The organism is Kribbella sp. NPDC004138, assembly GCF_053603655.1.
This window is the reverse complement of the sequence record NZ_JBSGFZ010000025.1, coordinates 1-17,528: the sequence shown is the minus strand read 5'-3', so window position 1 is coordinate 17,528 and position 17,528 is coordinate 1. Positions and strand designations below refer to the sequence as shown.

Annotated in this window: 18 protein-coding genes; 8 read left to right on the top strand and 10 right to left on the bottom strand. The window is 69.6% G+C overall.

Annotated elements, in window-relative coordinates; all coding sequences use genetic code 11:
* Together ACWEOO_RS30945 and ACWEOO_RS30940 are read right to left on the bottom strand one after the other, a co-directional pair.
* Complete coding sequence (locus ACWEOO_RS30945; protein WP_452146047.1) at positions 1 to 1,125, bottom strand: DUF5938 domain-containing protein; 1,125 nt, start codon at positions 1,123 to 1,125, stop codon at positions 1 to 3.
* Positions 1,125 to 1,931 carry an SDR family NAD(P)-dependent oxidoreductase gene (locus ACWEOO_RS30940; protein WP_359925768.1) on the bottom strand — a complete coding sequence of 269 codons (807 nt, stop codon included), beginning with the start codon at positions 1,929 to 1,931 and terminating at the stop codon, positions 1,125 to 1,127. The genes ACWEOO_RS30945 and ACWEOO_RS30940 overlap by 1 nt, the downstream gene beginning before the upstream one ends.
* Positions 1,932 to 2,090: 159 nt before the next feature.
* On the opposite strand from ACWEOO_RS30940, the gene ACWEOO_RS30935 reads away from it, so the two are divergent.
* Positions 2,091 to 2,726 carry a TetR/AcrR family transcriptional regulator gene (locus ACWEOO_RS30935; protein ID WP_355700208.1) on the top strand — a complete coding sequence of 212 codons (636 nt, stop codon included), beginning with the start codon at positions 2,091 to 2,093 and terminating at the stop codon, positions 2,724 to 2,726.
* Positions 2,727 to 2,735: 9 nt separating this feature from the next.
* On the opposite strand, the gene ACWEOO_RS30930 is transcribed toward ACWEOO_RS30935, so the two are convergent.
* Both ACWEOO_RS30930 and deoD read right to left on the bottom strand, forming a co-directional pair.
* On the bottom strand, positions 2,736 to 3,140 hold the full coding sequence (locus ACWEOO_RS30930; RefSeq protein ID WP_452146046.1) for a hypothetical protein: 405 nt from the start codon (positions 3,138 to 3,140) through the stop codon (positions 2,736 to 2,738).
* 152 nt (positions 3,141 to 3,292) lie between these two features.
* On the bottom strand, positions 3,293 to 4,006 hold the full coding sequence (gene deoD / locus ACWEOO_RS30925; protein ID WP_359925762.1) for a purine-nucleoside phosphorylase: 714 nt from the start codon (positions 4,004 to 4,006) through the stop codon (positions 3,293 to 3,295).
* A 39-nt stretch (positions 4,007 to 4,045) separates the two neighbouring features.
* On the opposite strand from deoD, the gene nudC reads away from it, so the two are divergent.
* The gene (nudC, locus tag ACWEOO_RS30920; protein WP_452146045.1) at positions 4,046 to 4,969 is read left to right on the top strand and encodes an NAD(+) diphosphatase; all 924 of its coding nucleotides are present in this window, start codon (positions 4,046 to 4,048) and stop codon (positions 4,967 to 4,969) included.
* Here the strand turns inward: nudC and ACWEOO_RS30915 are convergent, their stop codons facing one another.
* Both ACWEOO_RS30915 and ACWEOO_RS30910 read right to left on the bottom strand, forming a co-directional pair.
* Complete coding sequence (locus ACWEOO_RS30915; protein ID WP_452146044.1) at positions 4,970 to 7,339, bottom strand: hypothetical protein; 2,370 nt, start codon at positions 7,337 to 7,339, stop codon at positions 4,970 to 4,972.
* A gap of 90 nt (positions 7,340 to 7,429) precedes the next feature.
* Entirely contained in the window at positions 7,430 to 7,669 is a 240-nt protein-coding gene (locus ACWEOO_RS30910) for a mycoredoxin (RefSeq protein ID WP_355700203.1), read from the bottom strand.
* Positions 7,670 to 7,769: 100 nt separating this feature from the next.
* Between ACWEOO_RS30910 and ACWEOO_RS30905 the strand changes: the two genes are divergently transcribed.
* Complete coding sequence (locus tag ACWEOO_RS30905) at positions 7,770 to 9,890, top strand: ATP-dependent DNA helicase UvrD2 (RefSeq protein WP_452146043.1); 2,121 nt, start codon at positions 7,770 to 7,772, stop codon at positions 9,888 to 9,890.
* Here ACWEOO_RS30905 and ACWEOO_RS30900 read toward each other — a convergent pair whose 3' ends face one another.
* On the bottom strand, positions 9,891 to 10,847 hold the full coding sequence (locus ACWEOO_RS30900; RefSeq protein ID WP_452146042.1) for a YihY/virulence factor BrkB family protein: 957 nt from the start codon (positions 10,845 to 10,847) through the stop codon (positions 9,891 to 9,893).
* 388 nt (positions 10,848 to 11,235) lie between these two features.
* Here ACWEOO_RS30900 and ACWEOO_RS30895 point away from each other — a divergent pair, with 388 nt between their 5' ends.
* The 3 genes from ACWEOO_RS30895 (at position 11,236) to ACWEOO_RS30885 (ending at position 12,120) form a co-directional block, all read left to right on the top strand.
* A complete protein-coding gene (locus ACWEOO_RS30895; RefSeq protein WP_359925748.1) occupies positions 11,236 to 11,433 on the top strand; it encodes a hypothetical protein in 198 nt (65 codons plus the stop codon).
* A 149-nt stretch (positions 11,434 to 11,582) separates the two neighbouring features.
* Positions 11,583 to 11,870, top strand: a complete 288-nt coding sequence (locus ACWEOO_RS30890; protein ID WP_131285495.1) for a WhiB family transcriptional regulator — start codon at positions 11,583 to 11,585, stop codon at positions 11,868 to 11,870.
* A 31-nt stretch (positions 11,871 to 11,901) separates the two neighbouring features.
* Positions 11,902 to 12,120: a hypothetical protein gene (locus ACWEOO_RS30885; RefSeq protein WP_359925745.1), complete on the top strand. Its 219-nt coding sequence runs from the start codon at positions 11,902 to 11,904 to the stop codon at positions 12,118 to 12,120.
* 66 nt (positions 12,121 to 12,186) lie between these two features.
* Here the strand turns inward: ACWEOO_RS30885 and ACWEOO_RS30880 are convergent, their stop codons facing one another.
* Complete coding sequence (locus ACWEOO_RS30880) at positions 12,187 to 12,714, bottom strand: NUDIX hydrolase (protein ID WP_359925742.1); 528 nt, start codon at positions 12,712 to 12,714, stop codon at positions 12,187 to 12,189.
* Positions 12,715 to 12,748: 34 nt separating this feature from the next.
* Between ACWEOO_RS30880 and ACWEOO_RS30875 the strand changes: the two genes are divergently transcribed.
* On the top strand, positions 12,749 to 13,723 hold the full coding sequence (locus tag ACWEOO_RS30875) for an alpha/beta fold hydrolase (RefSeq protein WP_452146041.1): 975 nt from the start codon (positions 12,749 to 12,751) through the stop codon (positions 13,721 to 13,723).
* Position 13,724: 1 nt separating this feature from the next.
* Here ACWEOO_RS30875 and ACWEOO_RS30870 read toward each other — a convergent pair whose 3' ends face one another.
* A complete protein-coding gene (locus ACWEOO_RS30870; RefSeq protein WP_452146040.1) occupies positions 13,725 to 14,516 on the bottom strand; it encodes a DUF899 domain-containing protein in 792 nt (263 codons plus the stop codon).
* A 133-nt stretch (positions 14,517 to 14,649) separates the two neighbouring features.
* On the opposite strand from ACWEOO_RS30870, the gene ACWEOO_RS30865 reads away from it, so the two are divergent.
* Positions 14,650 to 16,116, top strand: a complete 1,467-nt coding sequence (locus ACWEOO_RS30865; protein ID WP_452146039.1) for an MFS transporter — start codon at positions 14,650 to 14,652, stop codon at positions 16,114 to 16,116.
* Here ACWEOO_RS30865 and ACWEOO_RS30860 read toward each other — a convergent pair.
* A complete protein-coding gene (locus ACWEOO_RS30860; RefSeq protein WP_359925732.1) occupies positions 16,103 to 17,416 on the bottom strand; it encodes an ABC1 kinase family protein in 1,314 nt (437 codons plus the stop codon). The genes ACWEOO_RS30865 and ACWEOO_RS30860 overlap by 14 nt on opposite strands.
* Between the last annotated feature and the right edge of the window lie 112 nt (positions 17,417 to 17,528).

Sequence of the window (17,528 nt, the reverse complement as noted above, 5' to 3'; positions counted from 1 at the left end):
CTAGTGCTGCACCGTCAGCTGCGGCTCGGACACCAGCCCGAAGCTCCGCAGTACGCCGAGCAGCTCGCGGTGACCGAAGGCCTGACAACCACTGGCGAAACCGACCCGCTTCGGTGGCGTCTGCAGCAGCGAGTACGCCGCGTACGCCTGGAGCAGACCGGTCTGCTGGTAGTTGCTGTTGCCGTGGATGACACAGTGCGCCCGGCCGAGCGGCCCGGACGCGTGCACCGAGTCCAGCGTCTTGTTGACGCGCGGGTTCTCCCGCGGCGGCATCTCGTTCATCACCTGGCGAGCGGTCTCCGTCAGTGCGGCGTTCCGCTCGTCCGGCGCCATGTCCTTGGTGGCCTCCAGCGCCGCGGCGACGATCTGCGGGACCCCGTTCATCAGCGCCGCGTTGAATACACCGCCCTGCGCCTTGCAGTTCGCCACCCGTGGATCGCGCTTGAACCACACCGGATGTGACATGCCGCCCCACGGTAGCGACAGGGCGAGCTCGTGCTGGCCCGGAACCACCAGGGGCACCAGACCCTGCTCCGGGAACTCGACGTAATGGTTGCCCTCCAAGTAGTGCGCCTTCGACGTCGCGGCGTTCACCAGGATCGTGCGGGTCGAAGCGATGGTCGGGCTGCCGCCCCAGAACACCGCGATGTCCAGAGAGTCCAGCCCGGGCTGCTCGAGACAGAGCTGCGCGGCGATCTCGCTGGTCGTGTACATCTGCGCGATGCCCGGAGCCAGCACCAGACCGGCCTTGGCGAACTGCGGACCGTACTTCTCGTCGCAGGTGATCAGCCAGTCCTGCTCGCCGGTCGTGTCGGTGTAGTGCGCACCCGCAGCGAGTGCGGCTTCCACCGCTACCGGACCGAGCTCACTGAAGGGTCCTACCGTGTTGAGGACGACGGACGCACCCGTGAACAGCTCGGTGAGCGCATCAACGTCATGGTCGACCGCGGCGATCTCGTAGTCGGCTGTCTCGATACCGGGAACATGTGAGTCCATCGAAGCCTTGAGCTTCGTCTCGTCACGGCCGGCGGCCACGAAGGGCACGTGATACTGCCGCAGGTACTCGCAGACGAGCCGCCCGGTGTAGCCGGACGCGCCGTACACGACAACGGGTTTCGTGGTCATCACATCCCCATTCCGCCGTCGACCGGCAGGCCGATACCGGTGATGAAGCGGGACTCCTCGGACGCGAGGAAGACGACCGCGTCGGCCATGTCCGAGACCTCGCCGAGCCGGCCGGCCGGGGTCAGCCCGACCACCGCGGCGACCGCGGCCTCGGGCGACTCGAACAGTCCGAGCTGCGCGACGTCGTTCGCCAGGCCGGCGCCCATCGCGGTCGGGACCAGGCCCGGGTAGATGCAGTTGACGCGGACGCCGTACCCGAGCTTGCCGGACTCCATCGCGGCGACCCGGGTCAGCCGGTCGACGGCGGACTTGGTCGCGGAGTAGACCGCGATGCCGGGGAAGGCGATGGTGGCGGCGACCGATGCGACGTTGATGATCGCGCCGCCCTGACCGGCCAGGCCGTCCGGGCGCATCGTCCGCAGGCCCCACTTGATGCCGAGCGTGGTGCCGAGCACGTTGACCTCGAGCATCTTGCGGATCTGGTCGGCGGTCACCTCGGTGAGCAGGCTGGTGATCTCGATGCCTGCGTTGTTCACCAGGATGTCGAGGCCGCCGAGGATGTCGTTGGCGGCGACCACCGCGTTCTCCCAGTCGCCGTCGTCGGTGATGTCGTGGGCGACGAACCCGAAGCCCCCGCCGTACTGCTGGTCGAGCGCGTCGGCGACGGCCTCGCCGGCGTCCTTCTGGATATCGCTGATCACGACCTTGGCGCCGGCCGCGGCGAGGGCTTTCGCCATCCCCTCGCCGAGTCCCTGCGCGCCGCCGGTGACCAGGGCCTTGCGGCCGGAGAGATCGAGTGAACCCATCTGAAGCTCCTTCTGCTCGCACGGGCTGTTTCACACTCTGGCCAGTCCTTTGACACTCGTCAAGACTTTGTTTGACACTTGTCAAGAAATCTCCCCGCCGCGGGACGCGCCTGGCCCGGGGCGGGGTACTCTGACGCATCGGCCCCGATTCGAGAGTGGGTGAGTGCTGTGGCGTCCGCGGCTGAGGAGCGGCCTGCCCGCGTCTCCGGGATCGACAAGATCGAGCGCCGCCGGATCGCGCTGGCCGAGTCCGCGCTGAAGACCCTCGGCGAGCTCGGGTACGCGCGCACCAGCCTGCGGGAGATCGCGAACAACTCCGAGTTCACGCACGGCGTCGTGCACTACTACTTCCGCGACAAGATCGATCTGATCAGCTACTGCGTGCGCTACTACAAGACGAAGTGCTCCCGGCGGTACGACGAGGTGGTCGAGACCGCGACGTCGGGGGAGGACCTCGTCACCGGGTTCCTGGGCAAGATGACCCAGACGCTGGTCGAGGAGACCCCGATGCACAAGCTCTGGTACGACCTGCGGGCGCAGAGCATGTTCGAGGAGCAGCTCCGGCCGGACGTCGAGGCGATCGACCAGCTGCTGGAAGAGATGATCTGGCGGATCCTCAGTCGGTACGCCGATCTCACCGGAACCGCAGCGGCCGTGGACGCGCCGACGGCGTACGCCTTGATCGACGGCCTGTTCGAGCAGGCCGTCGTCGGCTACGCCGCCAATCCGGAGAAGGTCCCGGACCTGCTGACCGGCCGGCTGCTGCAGGTCCTGCCCAAGCTGGTCGCGGCGTAGCCCGACGGGTTACTCGGCTCCGCAGTTCGCCTTGCAGAGCTTGTCGGTGAGGGTGAGGATCGCACCGGGCGCCTCGGACTCGGCCTCGGTGGAGAACTCGACGTTCCAGTTGCCGGCCGTCGTCGCGGCGGTCGTCTTGCCCTGCTGCTGTTTCAGCCAGTCGACGATCTGACCGCGCGGGTTCACGTGCGCCAGCTCGAGCGCCTGCGGTGCGAATTCGGCCAGCTTCGTCGTCGCCTCCGCGGGCGACCCGGACGCTTGCAGTGACACAACGGGCGGACGCGGGTGGTTGCCGATGAGCACCTGCACCGAGGTGATGCCCTGGCTGCACGTCTCGTACGCCTCGTCGGTGCTGCACTGGTAGCTCTTCGCGCTGAGTGCAGCCACGACCTGTGCGGCGGTCAGGTCGGGCAACGTCTCCTCAGGTCCCGAGGGCGTGGTGCTGCTGGTCGCTGTTGTGCCTGAAGCGCTCGGGCTGCCGGCCTGCTCCGGCTTGTCGCCAGAGCATGCCGTCGTCCCGGCGAGGAGCGCTGCGCAGAGCAGTGCGGCAGCGCCGGACCGCGGGTTCAGACCGGCACCTCGATCGCCGCGTCGAGCGCGATCGTGATCATCTCGGAGAACGTCGTCTGGCGCTCCTCCGCGGACGTCACCTCGTGCGTGATCAGGTGGTCCGACACCGTCATGATGCCGAGCGCGCGGCGGCCGAACTTGGCGGCCAGCGTGTACAGCGCCGCGGCCTCCATCTCGATGCCGAGCACGCCGTACTCCGCGGTCCGCGAGACCAGGTCCGGACGGTCGTTGTAGAACAGGTCGCCGGAGAACACCTGGCCGACGTGCACGTTCAGCCCGGCCGCCTCGGCCGCGTCCACCGCCGCGCGGAGCAGCTGGTAGTCGGCCGTCGGGGCGTAGTCGATGCCGTGGAAGCGCAGCCGGTTCATCTGCGAGTCGGTGCTCGCAGACATCGCCACGATCACGTCGCGGACCCGGACCGCCTCGGTGAGCGCGCCGCAGGTGCCGACCCGGATCAGCGTCTGGACGTCGTACTCGTCGAACAGCTCGTTGGCGTAGATCGAGGCGGACGCCTGGCCCATGCCGGAGCCCTGCACGGAGATGCGCTCACCCTTGTAGGTGCCGGTGAACCCGAACATGTTGCGGATCTCGGTGTAGCAGATCACGTCGGACAGGTAGGTCTCCGCGATCCACTTGGCCCGCAGCGGGTCCCCCGGGAACAGCACCCGCGGTGCGATCTGCCCCTTCTCGGCGGCGATGTGAATACTCATGCCGGGATGCTCTCATGCGGGCGGGATATGTTGAGGTACGTGGCCTACTCCATCGCACCTGGTTCGCTAGCCCTGTCCCGGCCCGTGCTCGACCGCGCCGCCGACCGTCGCCGTGACGACGACTGGCTGGAGAAGGCGTGGGCCTCGCCGGAGACGCAGGTGGTCGTGGTGGCCGGCGACCAGATCCAGGTGGTCGACGACCGCTCCGCGCTGCGCTTCGTGCCGCCGTCCGAAGCGCCCGAAGGCACCGGCATCTTCCTCGGGATCGACCGCGAGTCGGGCGCCGGGATGACCGCCGAGGGCCGCGCGGTCTTCGGTGTCCTGGTCGACGGTGAGGCCGACGAGTCGTACGGCGGTCTGCGCGAGCTGGGCGCCGTCCTGGACGACCGCGAGGCGGGAATCGCCGTCCACTTGATCGGCCTGTCCAACTGGCACGGCGTCCACACGCACTGTGCGAACTGCGGTGAGCACACCGAGGTGGTGGAGGCCGGCCACGTCCGGCACTGCCCGGTCTGCGGCCGCAGCCACTTCCCGCGCAGCGACCCGGCGATCATCGTGCTCGTCACCGACGACCAGGACCGCGCGCTGCTCGGCCGCAACGAGGCCTGGCCCGCCGGCCGGTACTCGACGCTGGCCGGTTTCGTGGAGCCCGGCGAGTCCCTGGAGGCCGCCGTCCGCCGGGAGGTGCTCGAGGAGTCCGGCGTGATCGTCGGGCCGGAGATCGAGTACGCCGGCAGCCAGCCGTGGCCGCTGCCCGCCAGCCTGATGCTCGGGTTCTACGCCAAGGCGACCGGTTTCGACATCGAGGTGGACGCCGACGAGATCGCCGAGGCGAAGTGGTTCACCCGGGAGGACCTCCGCGCGCTGGTCGAAGCCGGCACGATGGCCCTCCCGGGAGCGATCTCGATCTCCCGCCGCCTGATCGAAGGCTGGTACGGCGACAGCCTCACCGGGAGCTGGTGATCACCGGCCCACGTCGGAGCGGGCGGCAGCGGTCACGATGAGCGTGCCTTCCCAGCGCTCGATGGAACCGTTGGCCTGGAGCTCTCGCACCTTCTGACCGACCGCGCTGACGTAGGCGCTGTGGCTCGGCCAGTCGGCCTCGGCGTCCGGCAGCACGTCGGTCAGCGTGCAGCCGTACGTCAGGAAGCGGTTTTGGACGTGGCTGTCGATGTTGCCGGTCCAGACCGTCGGCCGGACGTCGGACTGCGGACAGGGGTCGACAGGCGGCGTGTACGAGGCCAGGTTGGTCGGGTTGATGTAGCCGTCCGGCCGCAGCAGCGTGTAGTAGGTGCCGTCCGGCGTCTGGGTGAGCCGGTTGAGGCCGCGGTTGCGCAGGACGGTCGTGTCGCCGCTCAGGATGTCCAGCACGAACAGCCGGCCGCCGGTCACGCCGTACAGGTAGCCGTCGCGCCAGGACAGCGCACCGTCCTGTGAGCCGGTGAATCCGCTGAACACAGGCAGCAGGCGCTTCACCTCGCCGGTCGCCGGGTCGATGGCGAACACGATCCCGTCGGCCAGACCCCAGATGTTGCCGTCCGGTCCGGTCACCAGCTCGTTGATGCTGGCCGCGCCTGACACCGGGACGATGTCGGTGAGCACCTGTCCTGTCGACGGGTTCACCTTCACCAGGTGTGCCTCGGTGGCCCGCGGCTCGGTGCCCTGACCGCCCTCGATGCTGGAGCCGACCCAGACGTCAGCGCCTGCCGGTACGACGGAGGAGATCGTCTGGTCGGTCACCAGGTTGCGGTAGACCGTGTGGCTGCCGGTCGGTACGTCGTACACGGTCAGCGCGCCGCCGTACTCGCCGTACGCCGGGGTGGTTCCGACGTACACGCGGTTGCCCGCCGGGACCACCGCGACCGGCCTGTTCTGGTGGTCGCTGTCGACCAGGCTGAACAGCTCCTTCGGGTTGGTCGGGCTGTCCGGCTGCCTCGGGTCCCAGAGCGAGAGCCGGCCGTACGGGTAGATGCCGACGTACATCTTGCCGTTGCCGTCCCAGGCCCAGCCCTCCACTTGGCCCTGCCGGGTCGTGACCGTCGACTTGCCGGTCGCCGGGTCGTACACGGCGGTGGAGCCGTTCAGGTAGACGTTGACGAACACCTTGCCCGTGCTGGGATCGGCCAGCTCGTGCATCAGCGGCGACGGTACGTACTGGAACGGCGAGCTCCATTGCGCGAGCGTCCCGTCCGCCGGGTTGTAGCGGAACGTGCCGCCGGAGTAGTTGCCGGCCAGGCCGTACAGCACCGGTACGCCGTTCTCGGTCACCCAGCCGTAGCCGATGGACGCGCCACGGGTCAGCGTGCGCGGCGGCGAGACCGGACCGACCGTGTTGGTGTTCAGGTCGTAGTGCGTGAGCGACAGGGTGTTGTTGGTGAAGTAGACGCCACCCGGCCCGGCGGCGGAGACGCCGCGGGCGGCGATCGGGTAGTCCATCACGAGCTGACCGGTGGTGGCGTCGGTGTACTTGACCTGCTCACCGGTGACCGCGTCCACCACGACCAGCCGGCTGCTGGCGTTCGCGAACACCTTGCCGCCGGCGTAGTCCAGGTCGATGAAGTCCTTCGCGGTCGTGCCCGGGGGAGTGATGTCCTCGACCACCTTGGTGTCCGGGTCGATGCGGAGCAGCCGGGCGTTCGGAGTCGAGACGCCGACGAACAACTTGTTGTGGTCGGGGTCGTAGACCGTGGACCGGGCGTACTGCTGCACCGGGTCGAGCGAGCCGTAGTCCGTGACCTGTCCCGTCGTCGTGTCGTACTTGAACGCGTGGGCGTTCGGGTACGTCCCGGCGTACACGTTGCCGGCCGGGTCGGACGTCAGGCCGTAGATCTGAGACTGACCGGGGATGGGCTGACCCAGGTCGGTCACCTCACCGGTGGCGGGGCTGTAGCGGTACAGGTGCGCGTTGGCGTACGTACCGAGGTAGACGTCGCCGTTCGGCGTCACGACGATCGCCCAGCCGCCCGCCGCGCCCTGCAACGGCACGGTCCGGATCAACTCGCGGGTGTGCAGGTCGACCACGTTCAAACGAGCGTTTTCACCTGCCGGCACGGCGTACACGACGTCGCGTCCGTCAGGGGTGCGGCCGATCGCGCCTTCCATGATCGTCAGCGAACTGACCGGTGAGCCGAGGTCCTTGACGACATCGGCACTGGGCGCGAACGGCTTCGTCGGCGTGCCGAGCGGCCAGTTCTCCGACGGGAACGGGTGCGGCAGGTCCGGGGGCGCGTCGCCCGGCGGGGCCGCCGCCGCGTGCAGGCCGCTCGTGGCGAGCAGACCGAGCATGGCGGCGAGCGTGATCAGGGCATGGCGGAATGAACGGCGCGAGAACATGGGCGGACTCCCTGCGACGGCGTTCATCGCAAGGTATAACGGCCATGACCGTAAAGTCCATAACTCAGGCGATATGACCTGAGTCGGGTGTCAGGCGACGAGCTTGTCCGCGACCTGGGCGAGCGACGGGTTGGTCATCGCGGTGCCGTCCGGGAAGACCACCGTCGGCACCGTCTGGTTCCCGTTGTTGATCTTCTCGACGATCTCGGCCGCGCCCGGGACCTGCTCGATGTCGATCTCGGTGAACTCGATGCCGGCTCGCTTGAGCTGGCCCTTGAGCCGGTGGCAGTAGCCGCACCAAGGCGTGGAGTACATCGTGAATGCCGACATCGGCGGACTCCTTGTGGAGTGGGAGGGGATTATGTCGGGCGCGCCGTCTAGGGTTGCCCTCGACGTATCCGAACCATGTTGCAGGTGGTGCTGTTCCCGCATGACCCAGCCCGTGAGCGACTTCACACGCCGCCCCGGCTCCGCCGATGACCTCCTCGAGGCTCTCGATCCGGAGCAGCGGGCGGTCGCGACCTCGTTGCACGGAGCCGTCGCGGTGCTGGCCGGCGCGGGCACCGGGAAGACCCGGGCCATCACCCACCGGATCGCGTACGGCGTGCGCACCGGCACCTTCGACCCGGTCCGGGTGCTCGCGGTGACGTTCACCCAGCGGGCCGCCGGGGAGATGCGCGGCCGGCTCGCGCAGCTCGGCGTCCAGGGCGTGCAGGCCCGCACGTTCCACTCCGCCGCGCTCCGGCAGGCCCGCTTCTTCTGGCCGAAGGTGTACGGCGGGGAGCTGCCGCCGATCGCGGACCGCAAGTTCCCGCTGCTGACCGAGGCCGCGTCCCGCTGCCGGGTCCGGGTGGACACGCCCGCGCTGCGCGACCTGGCCGGTGAGGTGGAGTGGGCCAAGGTGAGCAACGTCCGCCCGGACGACTACGCCCGGCTGGCGCCCCGGTCGGCGCGGGCGCTGGCGGCCTTCGACCCGCCGACGATCGCCCGCATCTTCGCGGCGTACGAGGACGTCAAGCTGGAGCGCGGCCGGATCGACCTGGAGGACGTGCTGCTCTGCACGGTCGCGCTGCTGGCGGAGGACGAGCGAGTGGCCGCGGAGATCCGCCGGCAGTACCGGACCTTCGTCGTGGACGAGTACCAGGACGTCTCACCACTGCAGCAGAGCCTGCTCGACCTGTGGCTGGGCGGCCGTGAGGATGTCTGCGTGGTCGGGGACCCGGCGCAGACCATCTACTCGTGGGCCGGCGCCGACCCGGAGAACCTGGTGCGCTTCGCGGCCCGGCACCCGTCGGCGACCGTGATCAAGCTGGTCCGCGACTACCGCTCGACGCCGCAGATCGTCGACGTGGCGAACAAGATCCTGGATGCGGCCGGACCGACCGGGCTGCCCGGTCGGGTCACGCTGCGGTCGCAGAAGGAGGCCGGCCCGGTTCCGGTCTACCGGGAGTACTCCGACGAGGTCGCGGAGTCGGACGCTGTGGCGCGCGCCGTCGTCCGGCTGCGGGACGAGGGTGTGCCGCTGCGGGACATCGCCGTCCTGTTCCGGACCAACGCGCAGTCGGAGAACTTCGAGCAAGCGCTGGCCGAGCGGAAGATCCCGACCGTGCTGAAGGGCGCGGAGCGGTTCTTCGAGCGGGCGGAGATCCGCCAGGCCGCCGTACTGCTGCGGGGGCAGGTCAAGGCCGGCGAAGGCTCGGACGACCTGGTCACCACCGTGACCGGAGTGCTCGCCGGGGCGGGATGGACGCAGGAGCCGCCGACCGGGACCGGCGCCGTGCGGGACCGGTGGGAGTCGCTGAGCGCGCTGGTGACGATGACGAGCGACTTCGCGGCCGGGCATCCCGAGGCCCGGCTGCCGGAGCTGATGGCCGAGCTGGACCGGCGGGCGACGATCCAGCACGCGCCGCTGGCAGAGGGCGTCACGCTGGCGACGCTGCACGCCGCGAAGGGTCTGGAGTGGGAGTGCGTCTTCATCGTCGGGGCTCATGAGGGCACGCTGCCGATCAGCTACGCCCAGACGCCTGCCCAGGTGGAGGAGGAGCGGCGGCTGTTCTACGTCGGGGTGACCCGGGCCAAGCAGCAGCTGTTCATCAGCTGGTCCACCTCCCGCTCGCCGGGCGGCCGCGGCACGCGGGGGCCGACGCGCTTCCTGGACCCGATCGGCGTCCGTACGGCGCGGACCGAGTGGACCCCGTCGGCGTCCGTCGGCTACGAGCGCCCGTCGGGCGAGCCACGATCGGGCCGCCCGATCCCGAAGTGCCGGGTCTGCGGGCGCGGCCTGCTGGACCCGGGCGCCCGCAAGCTGGGCCGCTGCGAGGACTGCCCGTCCACGATCGACCAGAAGCTGTACGACGCGCTGGTCGAGTGGCGCACCGAGCAGGCGGAGACCGAGAAGATGCCCGCGTTCGTGATCCTCACCGACGCGACCCTGACCGCGATCGCCGAGACCCGGCCGGGTGACGCCCAGGCGCTCCGCCAGATCCCCGGCATCGGCCACACCAAGCTGTCCAAGTATGGCGAGAAGATCCTCAACCTCTGTACCCGGTAGTCAGTCCTTGGCCGGGACCGAGTCCGCCTTGACGGCCCCGCGCGCACCGAGCGGTCGCGGTTCGCCGGTGGTGCTGTCGCGGATCGTCTGCTGCTCCGACTCTGCGTTGATCTCCGCACCGAGCAAGATGGCGTACGCGGTGAGCCAGAGCCACATCAGCAGGACGACCACCGCCGCCAGACTGCCGTAGGTCTTCGCGTAGCTCCCGAACGTTTCGACGTACACCGAGAAACCGATCGAGGCGAGCAGCCAGATGACGGTGGCGACGCCGGCGCCGACCGAGACCCAGCGGACCTGCGGCGCTTCCCGGTTCGGGGCGATCCGGTAGATGACTGCCAGCGCGATGCTGATCAGGGCCAGGGCGAGCACCAGCCGGAGCACCACGAGCGCGTAGCGCACCGGCGCCGGTACGTCGTTCCCGATCGCGGCCCCGACAGAGAACAGCGTGGCGGCGAGCAGGACGAAGACGATCGCACCCAGCGTCAGACCGAGGGCCAGCACCTTCCGGCGGACGAAACCCCGCGACTCGTCCTCGTCGTACGCGAGGTTGACGGCGGTGATCAGGTAGCCGATGCCGCTCGACGCGCTCCACAGCGCGAGGAGGACGGCGATCGCGACACCGATGCCGAGGCTGCGCTGCGGGGCGGAGGTGAGCGAGTCGATCTGCTGCAGGAGCAGATCGCGGCCCGAGGCCGGCATCGCTTTCGCCAGGTCCTCGGCCTGGTTCCGGATCTGCGCCGGATCCGCGACCAACCCGTAGGCGAGGACGGCCGCGATGATCGCCGGGAACACGGACAGGAACCCGAAGAACGCGACACCGGCGGCCAGCAACGGCACCTGGTCGGCCTTGGCCTCGGCCCACGCCCGCCGCAGGATCTGCCACCACCCGCGGGTCGGGATCTCGCGTGGCCTGCCTGCCTCGCCGCCCGGAACTCCCACTGCTGTCTCGTTCGTCATCGCCGGCCTCCTCACCCCCAGGTCGCGTCCTTGCGGTACCCCGCCCGGCAGGGCTAAATGTGCTTGCCGGGAAGGCGATCGCGGCGCATGCTGGAGGACGTGCCGCATTCTGCTCCTGGCAGACGTGGCAGTTAGGTGACAGAGGCAACGATCTCGGAGCGTGCGGACGGCGCCCCGGAGCGTGCCGGAAGCAGGGTTCGGCAGCCAGATCCGGCCGCCGGAGCGGCAACTTCCGGCCAACTTCGCGAACTGGCGATAAATAGTTTGCAGGCTCCGGCGCGGACGGCGTACTGTTCTTTCTGCGGTCGAAGCCTGGCCGAAAACTTCAAACCACCATAGCGATCGAGCTAACCGCCCGCTTCGCCACAACGAGAGGAGGTGCCCTGGAATGAACATCAACACGGTCAAGAAGCCGTTCAGCGACGCTGCCGCGCTGCCGTGCGCCCCGATTCAGGGTGCCTCGCCGCGCCTGCACGTCGCGACCGTTGTGCTCATGGCTTCCGGCGCTGCCCAGTTCAAGGGCGGAGCTGTCGGCGATGTGAAGCACGGCGGTTCGGGTTCTCGAGCATGGAGTCCACCGGTCTGACAAGCGTCAGAGCCGGCACCTCCAAGGCCGCGGAACCCGTCAAGGGTCCCGCGGCCCTTTTGTTTGTCAACACAGTTTTGGTGGCTGTCAACCGGCAGCCGTCACGGACGACAAGAGATCAGCACCAAAGTCACTGGGAGGTGACCGGAATGAGCGTTAGCTTCCTCGATGTCTTCACCGAGGTCGCAACGTCGCAGGACCTGCCCTGTCGGTCCTACGCGCCAGAACTCTTCTTCGCCGAATCGCCGGCGGACGTCGAGTACGCAAAGTCGCTGTGCACCACCTGCCCGCTGAAGGCCGAGTGCCTGGCCGGAGCGCTCGAGCGTTCCGAGCCGTGGGGAGTGTGGGGCGGCGAGCTGTTCGTCCAGGGAGTGGTGGTTCCGCGCAAGCGGCCCCGTGGGCGTCCCCGCAAGAGTGACACCGTAACCGCAGCCTGACGACCTCAACCCATCCGAATCGAGTCCGAACGTGACCACTCAGACTTTTACCAGGAGCACCGAAATGCATTTACTTCATGAAGATCTCGCCCGTGCTCATTGTCGTACTTTGCTGAACGACGCCGAGCAGAACCGGCGCTTCCGCCTCGCTCACCAGATCGAGAAGGCGCAGAAGCAGGCCGAGCGGGCCGGCCGGCGAGCCGAGAGGGCCAGCGCACGCGCGCGCCTCGCACTCGCCCGCCTGGTCTGATCCACCACAAGCACAGCCTGACCAGCTGAATCACTGAGGGGCGGCACCCACCGGGGGTGCCGCCCCTCAGCCACGTTCGGACAGCAGCAGCTGCTGGAGCCCGACCAGCGTGATGCCGCTGACGATCTCGTGCCGGGCGATCATCGCCGGGACGTCGGCCAGCGGGATCCATTCGATCCGGTCGGACTCGTTCAGCTCGGTCGGCGGTCCGGCGTACCGCACACCCGTCGTCCGGAAGACGAAGTGCCGGGAGTCGGTGATCCCGGCGGCGGGCTCGGAGCGGATCAGCTCGGTCAGCCCGTCCGCCCGCCAGCCGGTCTCCTCCTCGAGCTCCCGCGCCGCGGCGGCCTCCGGAGTCTCACCAGGCTCGATGATCCCCATCGGGATCTCCCACGCCCAGGTGTCGGTCAGGAACCGGTGCCGCCACATCAGCAGCACACAGCCGTCCCGGGTGACGACCGCGGCGGCGATGTCCTTCAACCGGACCGCGTGGTAGTCGAACCGGCGCCCGTCGGGCTGCTCCACGTCCAGCCGCCGCACACTCAGCCACGGATTGGACCAAGCCTCTTCCTCACCGTGGATCACCCAGCGCATGCTGAGGAGCATAGGCGGGGGGAGGTGCCGGGCGATGAAGCTGGCTGACATCGACGGCAGGAGGCTGGCTTACCACCGGGCCGGGGAGGGGCCGGCGCTGGTGCTGCTGCACGGCGGGTGGAGCGACGGCCGCGCCTGGCAGCCGCAGCTGGCCGGGCTCGCCAACCGGTACGACGTGATCGCCTGGGACGCACCCGGCTGTGGCGCCTCCGACGACCCGCCCGGTGAGATGACGATGTCCGACTACGCCGACGCCTTGGTGGCGCTGCTCACCGGGCTGGGTGTCGACAGTGCCCATCTGGGCGGCCTGTCCTGGGGCGCCGGCCTGGCTCTGGCCGTTTGGGAACGCCACCCGCAGCTCGTCCGCTCGCTGGTCCTGGCGGGGGCGTACGCCGGCTGGAAGGGCTCTTTGCCGCCGGCAGAGGTCGAGGCCCGGATCTGCCGGGTCCGGGCGGAGGCAGACCGGCCGCCGGAGGAGTGGCTGGACGGCTACCTGCCCACTCTCTTCGACGGGCCGGTGCCGCCCGGGACGCTGGAGCTGGTCCGAACGATGATGCTCGAGAGTCGCCGGGCGGGGATGCTGCCGATGCTGAGCGCCTTCGCCGAAGCAGATCTGAACGCGGTCCTCCCGACGATCTCCGTCCCCACCCTGCTGTTGTGGGGCGAGTACGACCAGCGCGCGCCGGTCGGCACGGTCGCCGCTGCGCTGCGTTCGGCGATCCCCGCCGCGGAGCTCGCGGTGCTGCCCGGAGTCGGTCACGAGATCAACCTCGAGGCACCCGAGGCGTTCAACGCCGAGGTGCGGCGATTCCTGGGGACCGGTGGTGCAACACTATGGCCCGTGAGCAGAGCTACCTGTGCGTTGTGTGGTCAGCAGGCGGAGTCGGAGAACGCGCCGCTGACCTGGGTGACCTCCATCGAGGACGGCCGCAAGCTGCTGTACTGCGACCAGTGCGCCCGGGAGAACGTCCGCAACATCGAGGGCAAGCTGGACCCGGTCTACTGGTGAGTCACCCCTCGTACTGATCGGGGACGCGCATCGCGGGACCGCCGACCTGCAGCCCGAGCGGTTCGGCCCGGCCGGCGGGCTCCTCCCACGCCTCCTGGCGGCCGAGGACGGTGAGGTCGAGGTACCGGTAGCAGTTGTGGAAGTCCTCGATGCCGCGCCCGAAGGTCGAGTAGGTGTGGAAGACGTCGTCGTCGACCCGCAGGAACGTGCTGATCCCCGGCATCTCCTCGCCGTTCATGTCCGGCGTCCACGGCCCGTCCGTCCAGGGCGTGCCCTTCTCCGCGGCCAGCTCCTCCTGCGTGCGGAAGTGCAGCAGCACCGGCGCGACCCGGTCGTCCAGGGTTGCGTGGAAGTCGTAGTTGAAGTCGCTCCCGTACGACGAGTACCACGGAAACGTCCAGCCCAGCCGGGCCTTGAACGCCGCGAGCTTCTCGTACGGCGCTCGGGAGACCGCGACCAGCGACGTATTGCGGACGTGCAGCTGGCGCAGGTTGCCGATCTCGTCGGCCGCCGACGAGCAGCTCGGGCATCCCTCGTCCCAGTCCGGGCCGAACATGAAGTGATGCATCACCAGCTGCTGGCGCCCCGCGAACAGGTCGAGCAGGCTGACCGGCCCGTCCGGACCCTCGAACACGTACGCCTTGCTGATCCGGACCATCGGCAGCCGCCGTCGCTCGGCGTTCAGCCGGTCCCGCGCGCGGGTCATCTCCTTCTCCCGCGCCAGCAGCTCCCGGCGCGCCACGAGCCAGTCCTCGGGCGACACGACCTCCGGCAGATTCCCGATCCGGTGCATGGTCCAGCTCCCATCGTCGGCAGGAGCCGACCACGCTAGGGCACGGCTGGGACAAAATCCGGGCGATGTGTCGATCCACGGCCGATCCGCTCGACGCAGGGGGTGAAGACACCCTCTCGGAAGGACCGGATCGATGACCCTCGAGGTAGCCGCCGTGGTGACCAGCAGACGGCAGTGGATCGCGCTGGGTGTGCTGTGCCTGGCCACGCTCCTGGTGTCGCTCGACCTGTTCGTGATGCTGCTCGCCGTTCCGGCCGTCACCGAGGCGCTCGGCGCCACCAGCAGCCAGCAGCTGTGGATCCTGGACGTGTACGGGTTCATGGTCGCCGGCCTGATGGTCACCATGGGCACCCTGGGCGACCGGATCGGCCGCCGCCGGCTGCTGCTGATCGCCGCTGCCGTGTTCGGCGTCGCCTCGATCGTGGCGGCGTACTCCGTCAGCCCCGGCATGCTGATCGGCGCCCGCGCGGTGCTGGGGATCGCCGGCGCCGCGATCGCGCCGTGCACCTTGTCGCTGATCTCGACGATCTTCCCGGACGAGCGGCAGCGGGCCACCGCGCTGGGCGTCTGGGGCGGGTGCTTCACCGTCGGCGCGATCGTCGGTCCGATCGTCGGCGGTGTCCTGCTCAACCACTTCTGGTGGGGCTCGGCGTTCCTGATCGGCGTCCCCGCGATGGTGGCGCTGCTCGCGGCCGGGCCGTTCATCCTCCCGGAGTACCGCAACGAGCGGGCCGGGCGGATCGACGGGCCGAGCGTCGTCCTGTCGCTGGCCGCGATCCTGCCGGCGATCCACGGCCTGAAGCACCTCGCCGCGCACGGCGCCGACGCGGAGTCGGTCGTGGCGCTGGTGGCCGGTGCGACGTTCGGCTGGATCTTCGTACGGCGGCAGCTGCGCCTGGTGGACCCGCTCGTCGACGTACGGCTGTTCACCCGCCGGACCTTCAGCGTGACGCTCGGCAGCATGACGGCGTACTCGATGCTGTCCGGCGGCGTGATGGTGTTCGTCGCGCAGTACTTCCAGCTGGTCAAGGGGATGACCCCGCTGCAGGCCGGTCTCGCGCTGGTGCCGGGCATGATCACGTCCACGATCGGCTTCCAGCTCGCCCCGCGGCTGGCGCAGCGGATCCGCCCGGGGGTCCTGATCCCGGTGGGCGTCGCGTTCACCGTCGTCGGCATGGTCGTCGTCAGCCTGACCACGTCGACCACCGTGCTGGTGATCGCCTTCGCGTTCGAGTGCTTCGGGCCGGGCGCCCTGGTCATCCTGGGGACGAACCTGGTGATCGGGTCCGTCCCGCCGGAGAAGGCCGGCTCGGCGGGCGCGCTGACCCAGACCGGCAACGAGTTCGGCTACGCCCTCGGGATCGCCGTCCTCGGCAGCGTCGTCACCGCGGTGTACCGCGGCCGGACGGACGGTCGTGGCGGCAACTCCTTGGGCGAAGCAGTCAGCCAGGGGGCCGCGGCCGACGTACTCGACCAGGCCCGCGACGCCTTCACCTCAGGCCTCCACCTGGCGGCCGCACTGACCGCCGTGGCCCTGACCGCGATGGCGATCCTGCTCGCGGTCACCCTGCGGGAGCTGCCGGCCCTCAGTCGTCGGTGAAGCCCGGCAGCAGCTCCTCCAGGACCGCGCGGAACGGCGCCTCGGCCTCGAGCTGGGACAGGACGGCGATCCCGCCGATCCACACCCGGTGGATCAGCAGGTACGACGGCGGCAGGTTGAGGCGCAGGGCCAGCCCCGCGTTGGGCGACCGGAAGTCACCGGTCCGGTTCGCCTGCGCGCGCATCCAGGCCCGGCTGAACTGGAACGTCTCCGAGCGGGCCGGCTCCGCGAACGGCGCCAGGTAGTCCATCAGCTGCTCGGGATCGATGTCCATCCGCGGCTTGATGAAGCCCTCGGCCTTGAGCCCGTCCCGGACCGCGACGCCGTCGCCGTTCAGCGAGATCCGCAGCAGCCGCCCGATTGCCGGCGGCAGGCCGTCCGGGAGCCGCGCGCAGAGGCCGAAGTCGACCACGCCGAGCCGGCCGTCGGCCATCACCCGGAAGTTGCCCGGATGCGGGTCGGAGTGCAGCAGACCGGCGTACTTCGGTCCGCTGAACATGAACCGGACGTACTTCAGCCCGATCGCGTCCCGCTCCTGTTTGGTGCCCTCGGTGATGTACGACGACAGCGGGCGGCCCTCGATCCACTCCGACACGATCACCGTGGGCGAGTGCTTGACCACCCGCGGCACCACGAATTCCGGGTGGTCCTTGAACGCGTCGGCGTACTGCTGCTGGGCCTGCGCCTCGCGGTCGTAGTCGAGCTCCTCGCCGATCCGCTCCTGCAGCTCAGCGACCAGCGGCTTCACGTCCAGGCCCGGAATCATCGTGCCGATCGTCCGGCCGAACCGGCCGAGCTGGCGCAGGTCGGAGCGCAGGGCCTCGGCAGCGCCCGGGTACTGCAGCTTGACCGCGACCTCGCGGCCGTCCTTCAGCCGCCCGCGGTGCACCTGGCCGATCGACGCGGCCGCCGCCGGCCGGTCGTCGAACTCCTCGAAGCGGTCCCGCCAGCGCTTGCCGAGCTCCCGCGACAGGATCGTGTGCACGGTCGAGGCCGGCATCGGCGGGGCGGAGTCCTGCAGCTTGGTCAGGGTCGCCCGGTACGGCGCCGCGAACTCCTCCGGCATCGCCGACTCCATCAGGCTGAGCATCTGCCCGAACTTCATCGCGCCGCCCTTGAGCTCACCCAGGACGGCGAACAGCTGGTCCGCGGTACGGCGCTGGAACTCGGCGAGCACGGCCTCCGCGGGCGCACCGCCGATGCGCTTGCCCAGGCCGACCGTGGCCCGCCCGGCGGCGCCGAGCGGCAGGCTGGCAAGTTTCGCGGTCCGGCTCAGCGCCTTGCGAGGAAGGTCCGACACGCTCCCATTCTGTCCGGTCACCCAAGCCCAGCTCCGGCGGGGGCCGTGTGTCGCGGCGGTCCAGTTGAACGGCAGCGCCGATCCGGGCACTGAGTTCAGCGCCGAGCGGGCG

What these genes read in the sequence shown, in the direction of transcription:
- ACWEOO_RS30900 (WP_452146042.1), bottom strand. Translation starts at nt 10,847, where the DNA reads ATGACGAACGAGACAGCAGTGGGAGTTCCGGGCGGCGAGGCAGGCAGG.
- ACWEOO_RS30945 (WP_452146047.1), bottom strand. Translation starts at nt 1,125, where the DNA reads ATGACCACGAAACCCGTTGTCGTGTACGGCGCGTCCGGCTACACCGGG.
- ACWEOO_RS30865 (WP_452146039.1), top strand. Translation starts at nt 14,650, where the DNA reads ATGACCCTCGAGGTAGCCGCCGTGGTGACCAGCAGACGGCAGTGGATC.
- ACWEOO_RS30870 (WP_452146040.1), bottom strand. Translation starts at nt 14,516, where the DNA reads ATGCACCGGATCGGGAATCTGCCGGAGGTCGTGTCGCCCGAGGACTGG.
- ACWEOO_RS30910 (WP_355700203.1), bottom strand. Translation starts at nt 7,669, where the DNA reads ATGTCGGCATTCACGATGTACTCCACGCCTTGGTGCGGCTACTGCCAC.
- ACWEOO_RS30915 (WP_452146044.1), bottom strand. Translation starts at nt 7,339, where the DNA reads ATGTTCTCGCGCCGTTCATTCCGCCATGCCCTGATCACGCTCGCCGCC.
- ACWEOO_RS30895 (WP_359925748.1), top strand. Translation starts at nt 11,236, where the DNA reads ATGAACATCAACACGGTCAAGAAGCCGTTCAGCGACGCTGCCGCGCTG.
- ACWEOO_RS30880 (WP_359925742.1), bottom strand. Translation starts at nt 12,714, where the DNA reads ATGCGCTGGGTGATCCACGGTGAGGAAGAGGCTTGGTCCAATCCGTGG.
- ACWEOO_RS30890 (WP_131285495.1), top strand. Translation starts at nt 11,583, where the DNA reads ATGAGCGTTAGCTTCCTCGATGTCTTCACCGAGGTCGCAACGTCGCAG.
- ACWEOO_RS30905 (WP_452146043.1), top strand. Translation starts at nt 7,770, where the DNA reads ATGACCCAGCCCGTGAGCGACTTCACACGCCGCCCCGGCTCCGCCGAT.
- ACWEOO_RS30875 (WP_452146041.1), top strand. Translation starts at nt 12,749, where the DNA reads ATGAAGCTGGCTGACATCGACGGCAGGAGGCTGGCTTACCACCGGGCC.
- ACWEOO_RS30940 (WP_359925768.1), bottom strand. Translation starts at nt 1,931, where the DNA reads ATGGGTTCACTCGATCTCTCCGGCCGCAAGGCCCTGGTCACCGGCGGC.
- deoD (WP_359925762.1), bottom strand. Translation starts at nt 4,006, where the DNA reads ATGAGTATTCACATCGCCGCCGAGAAGGGGCAGATCGCACCGCGGGTG.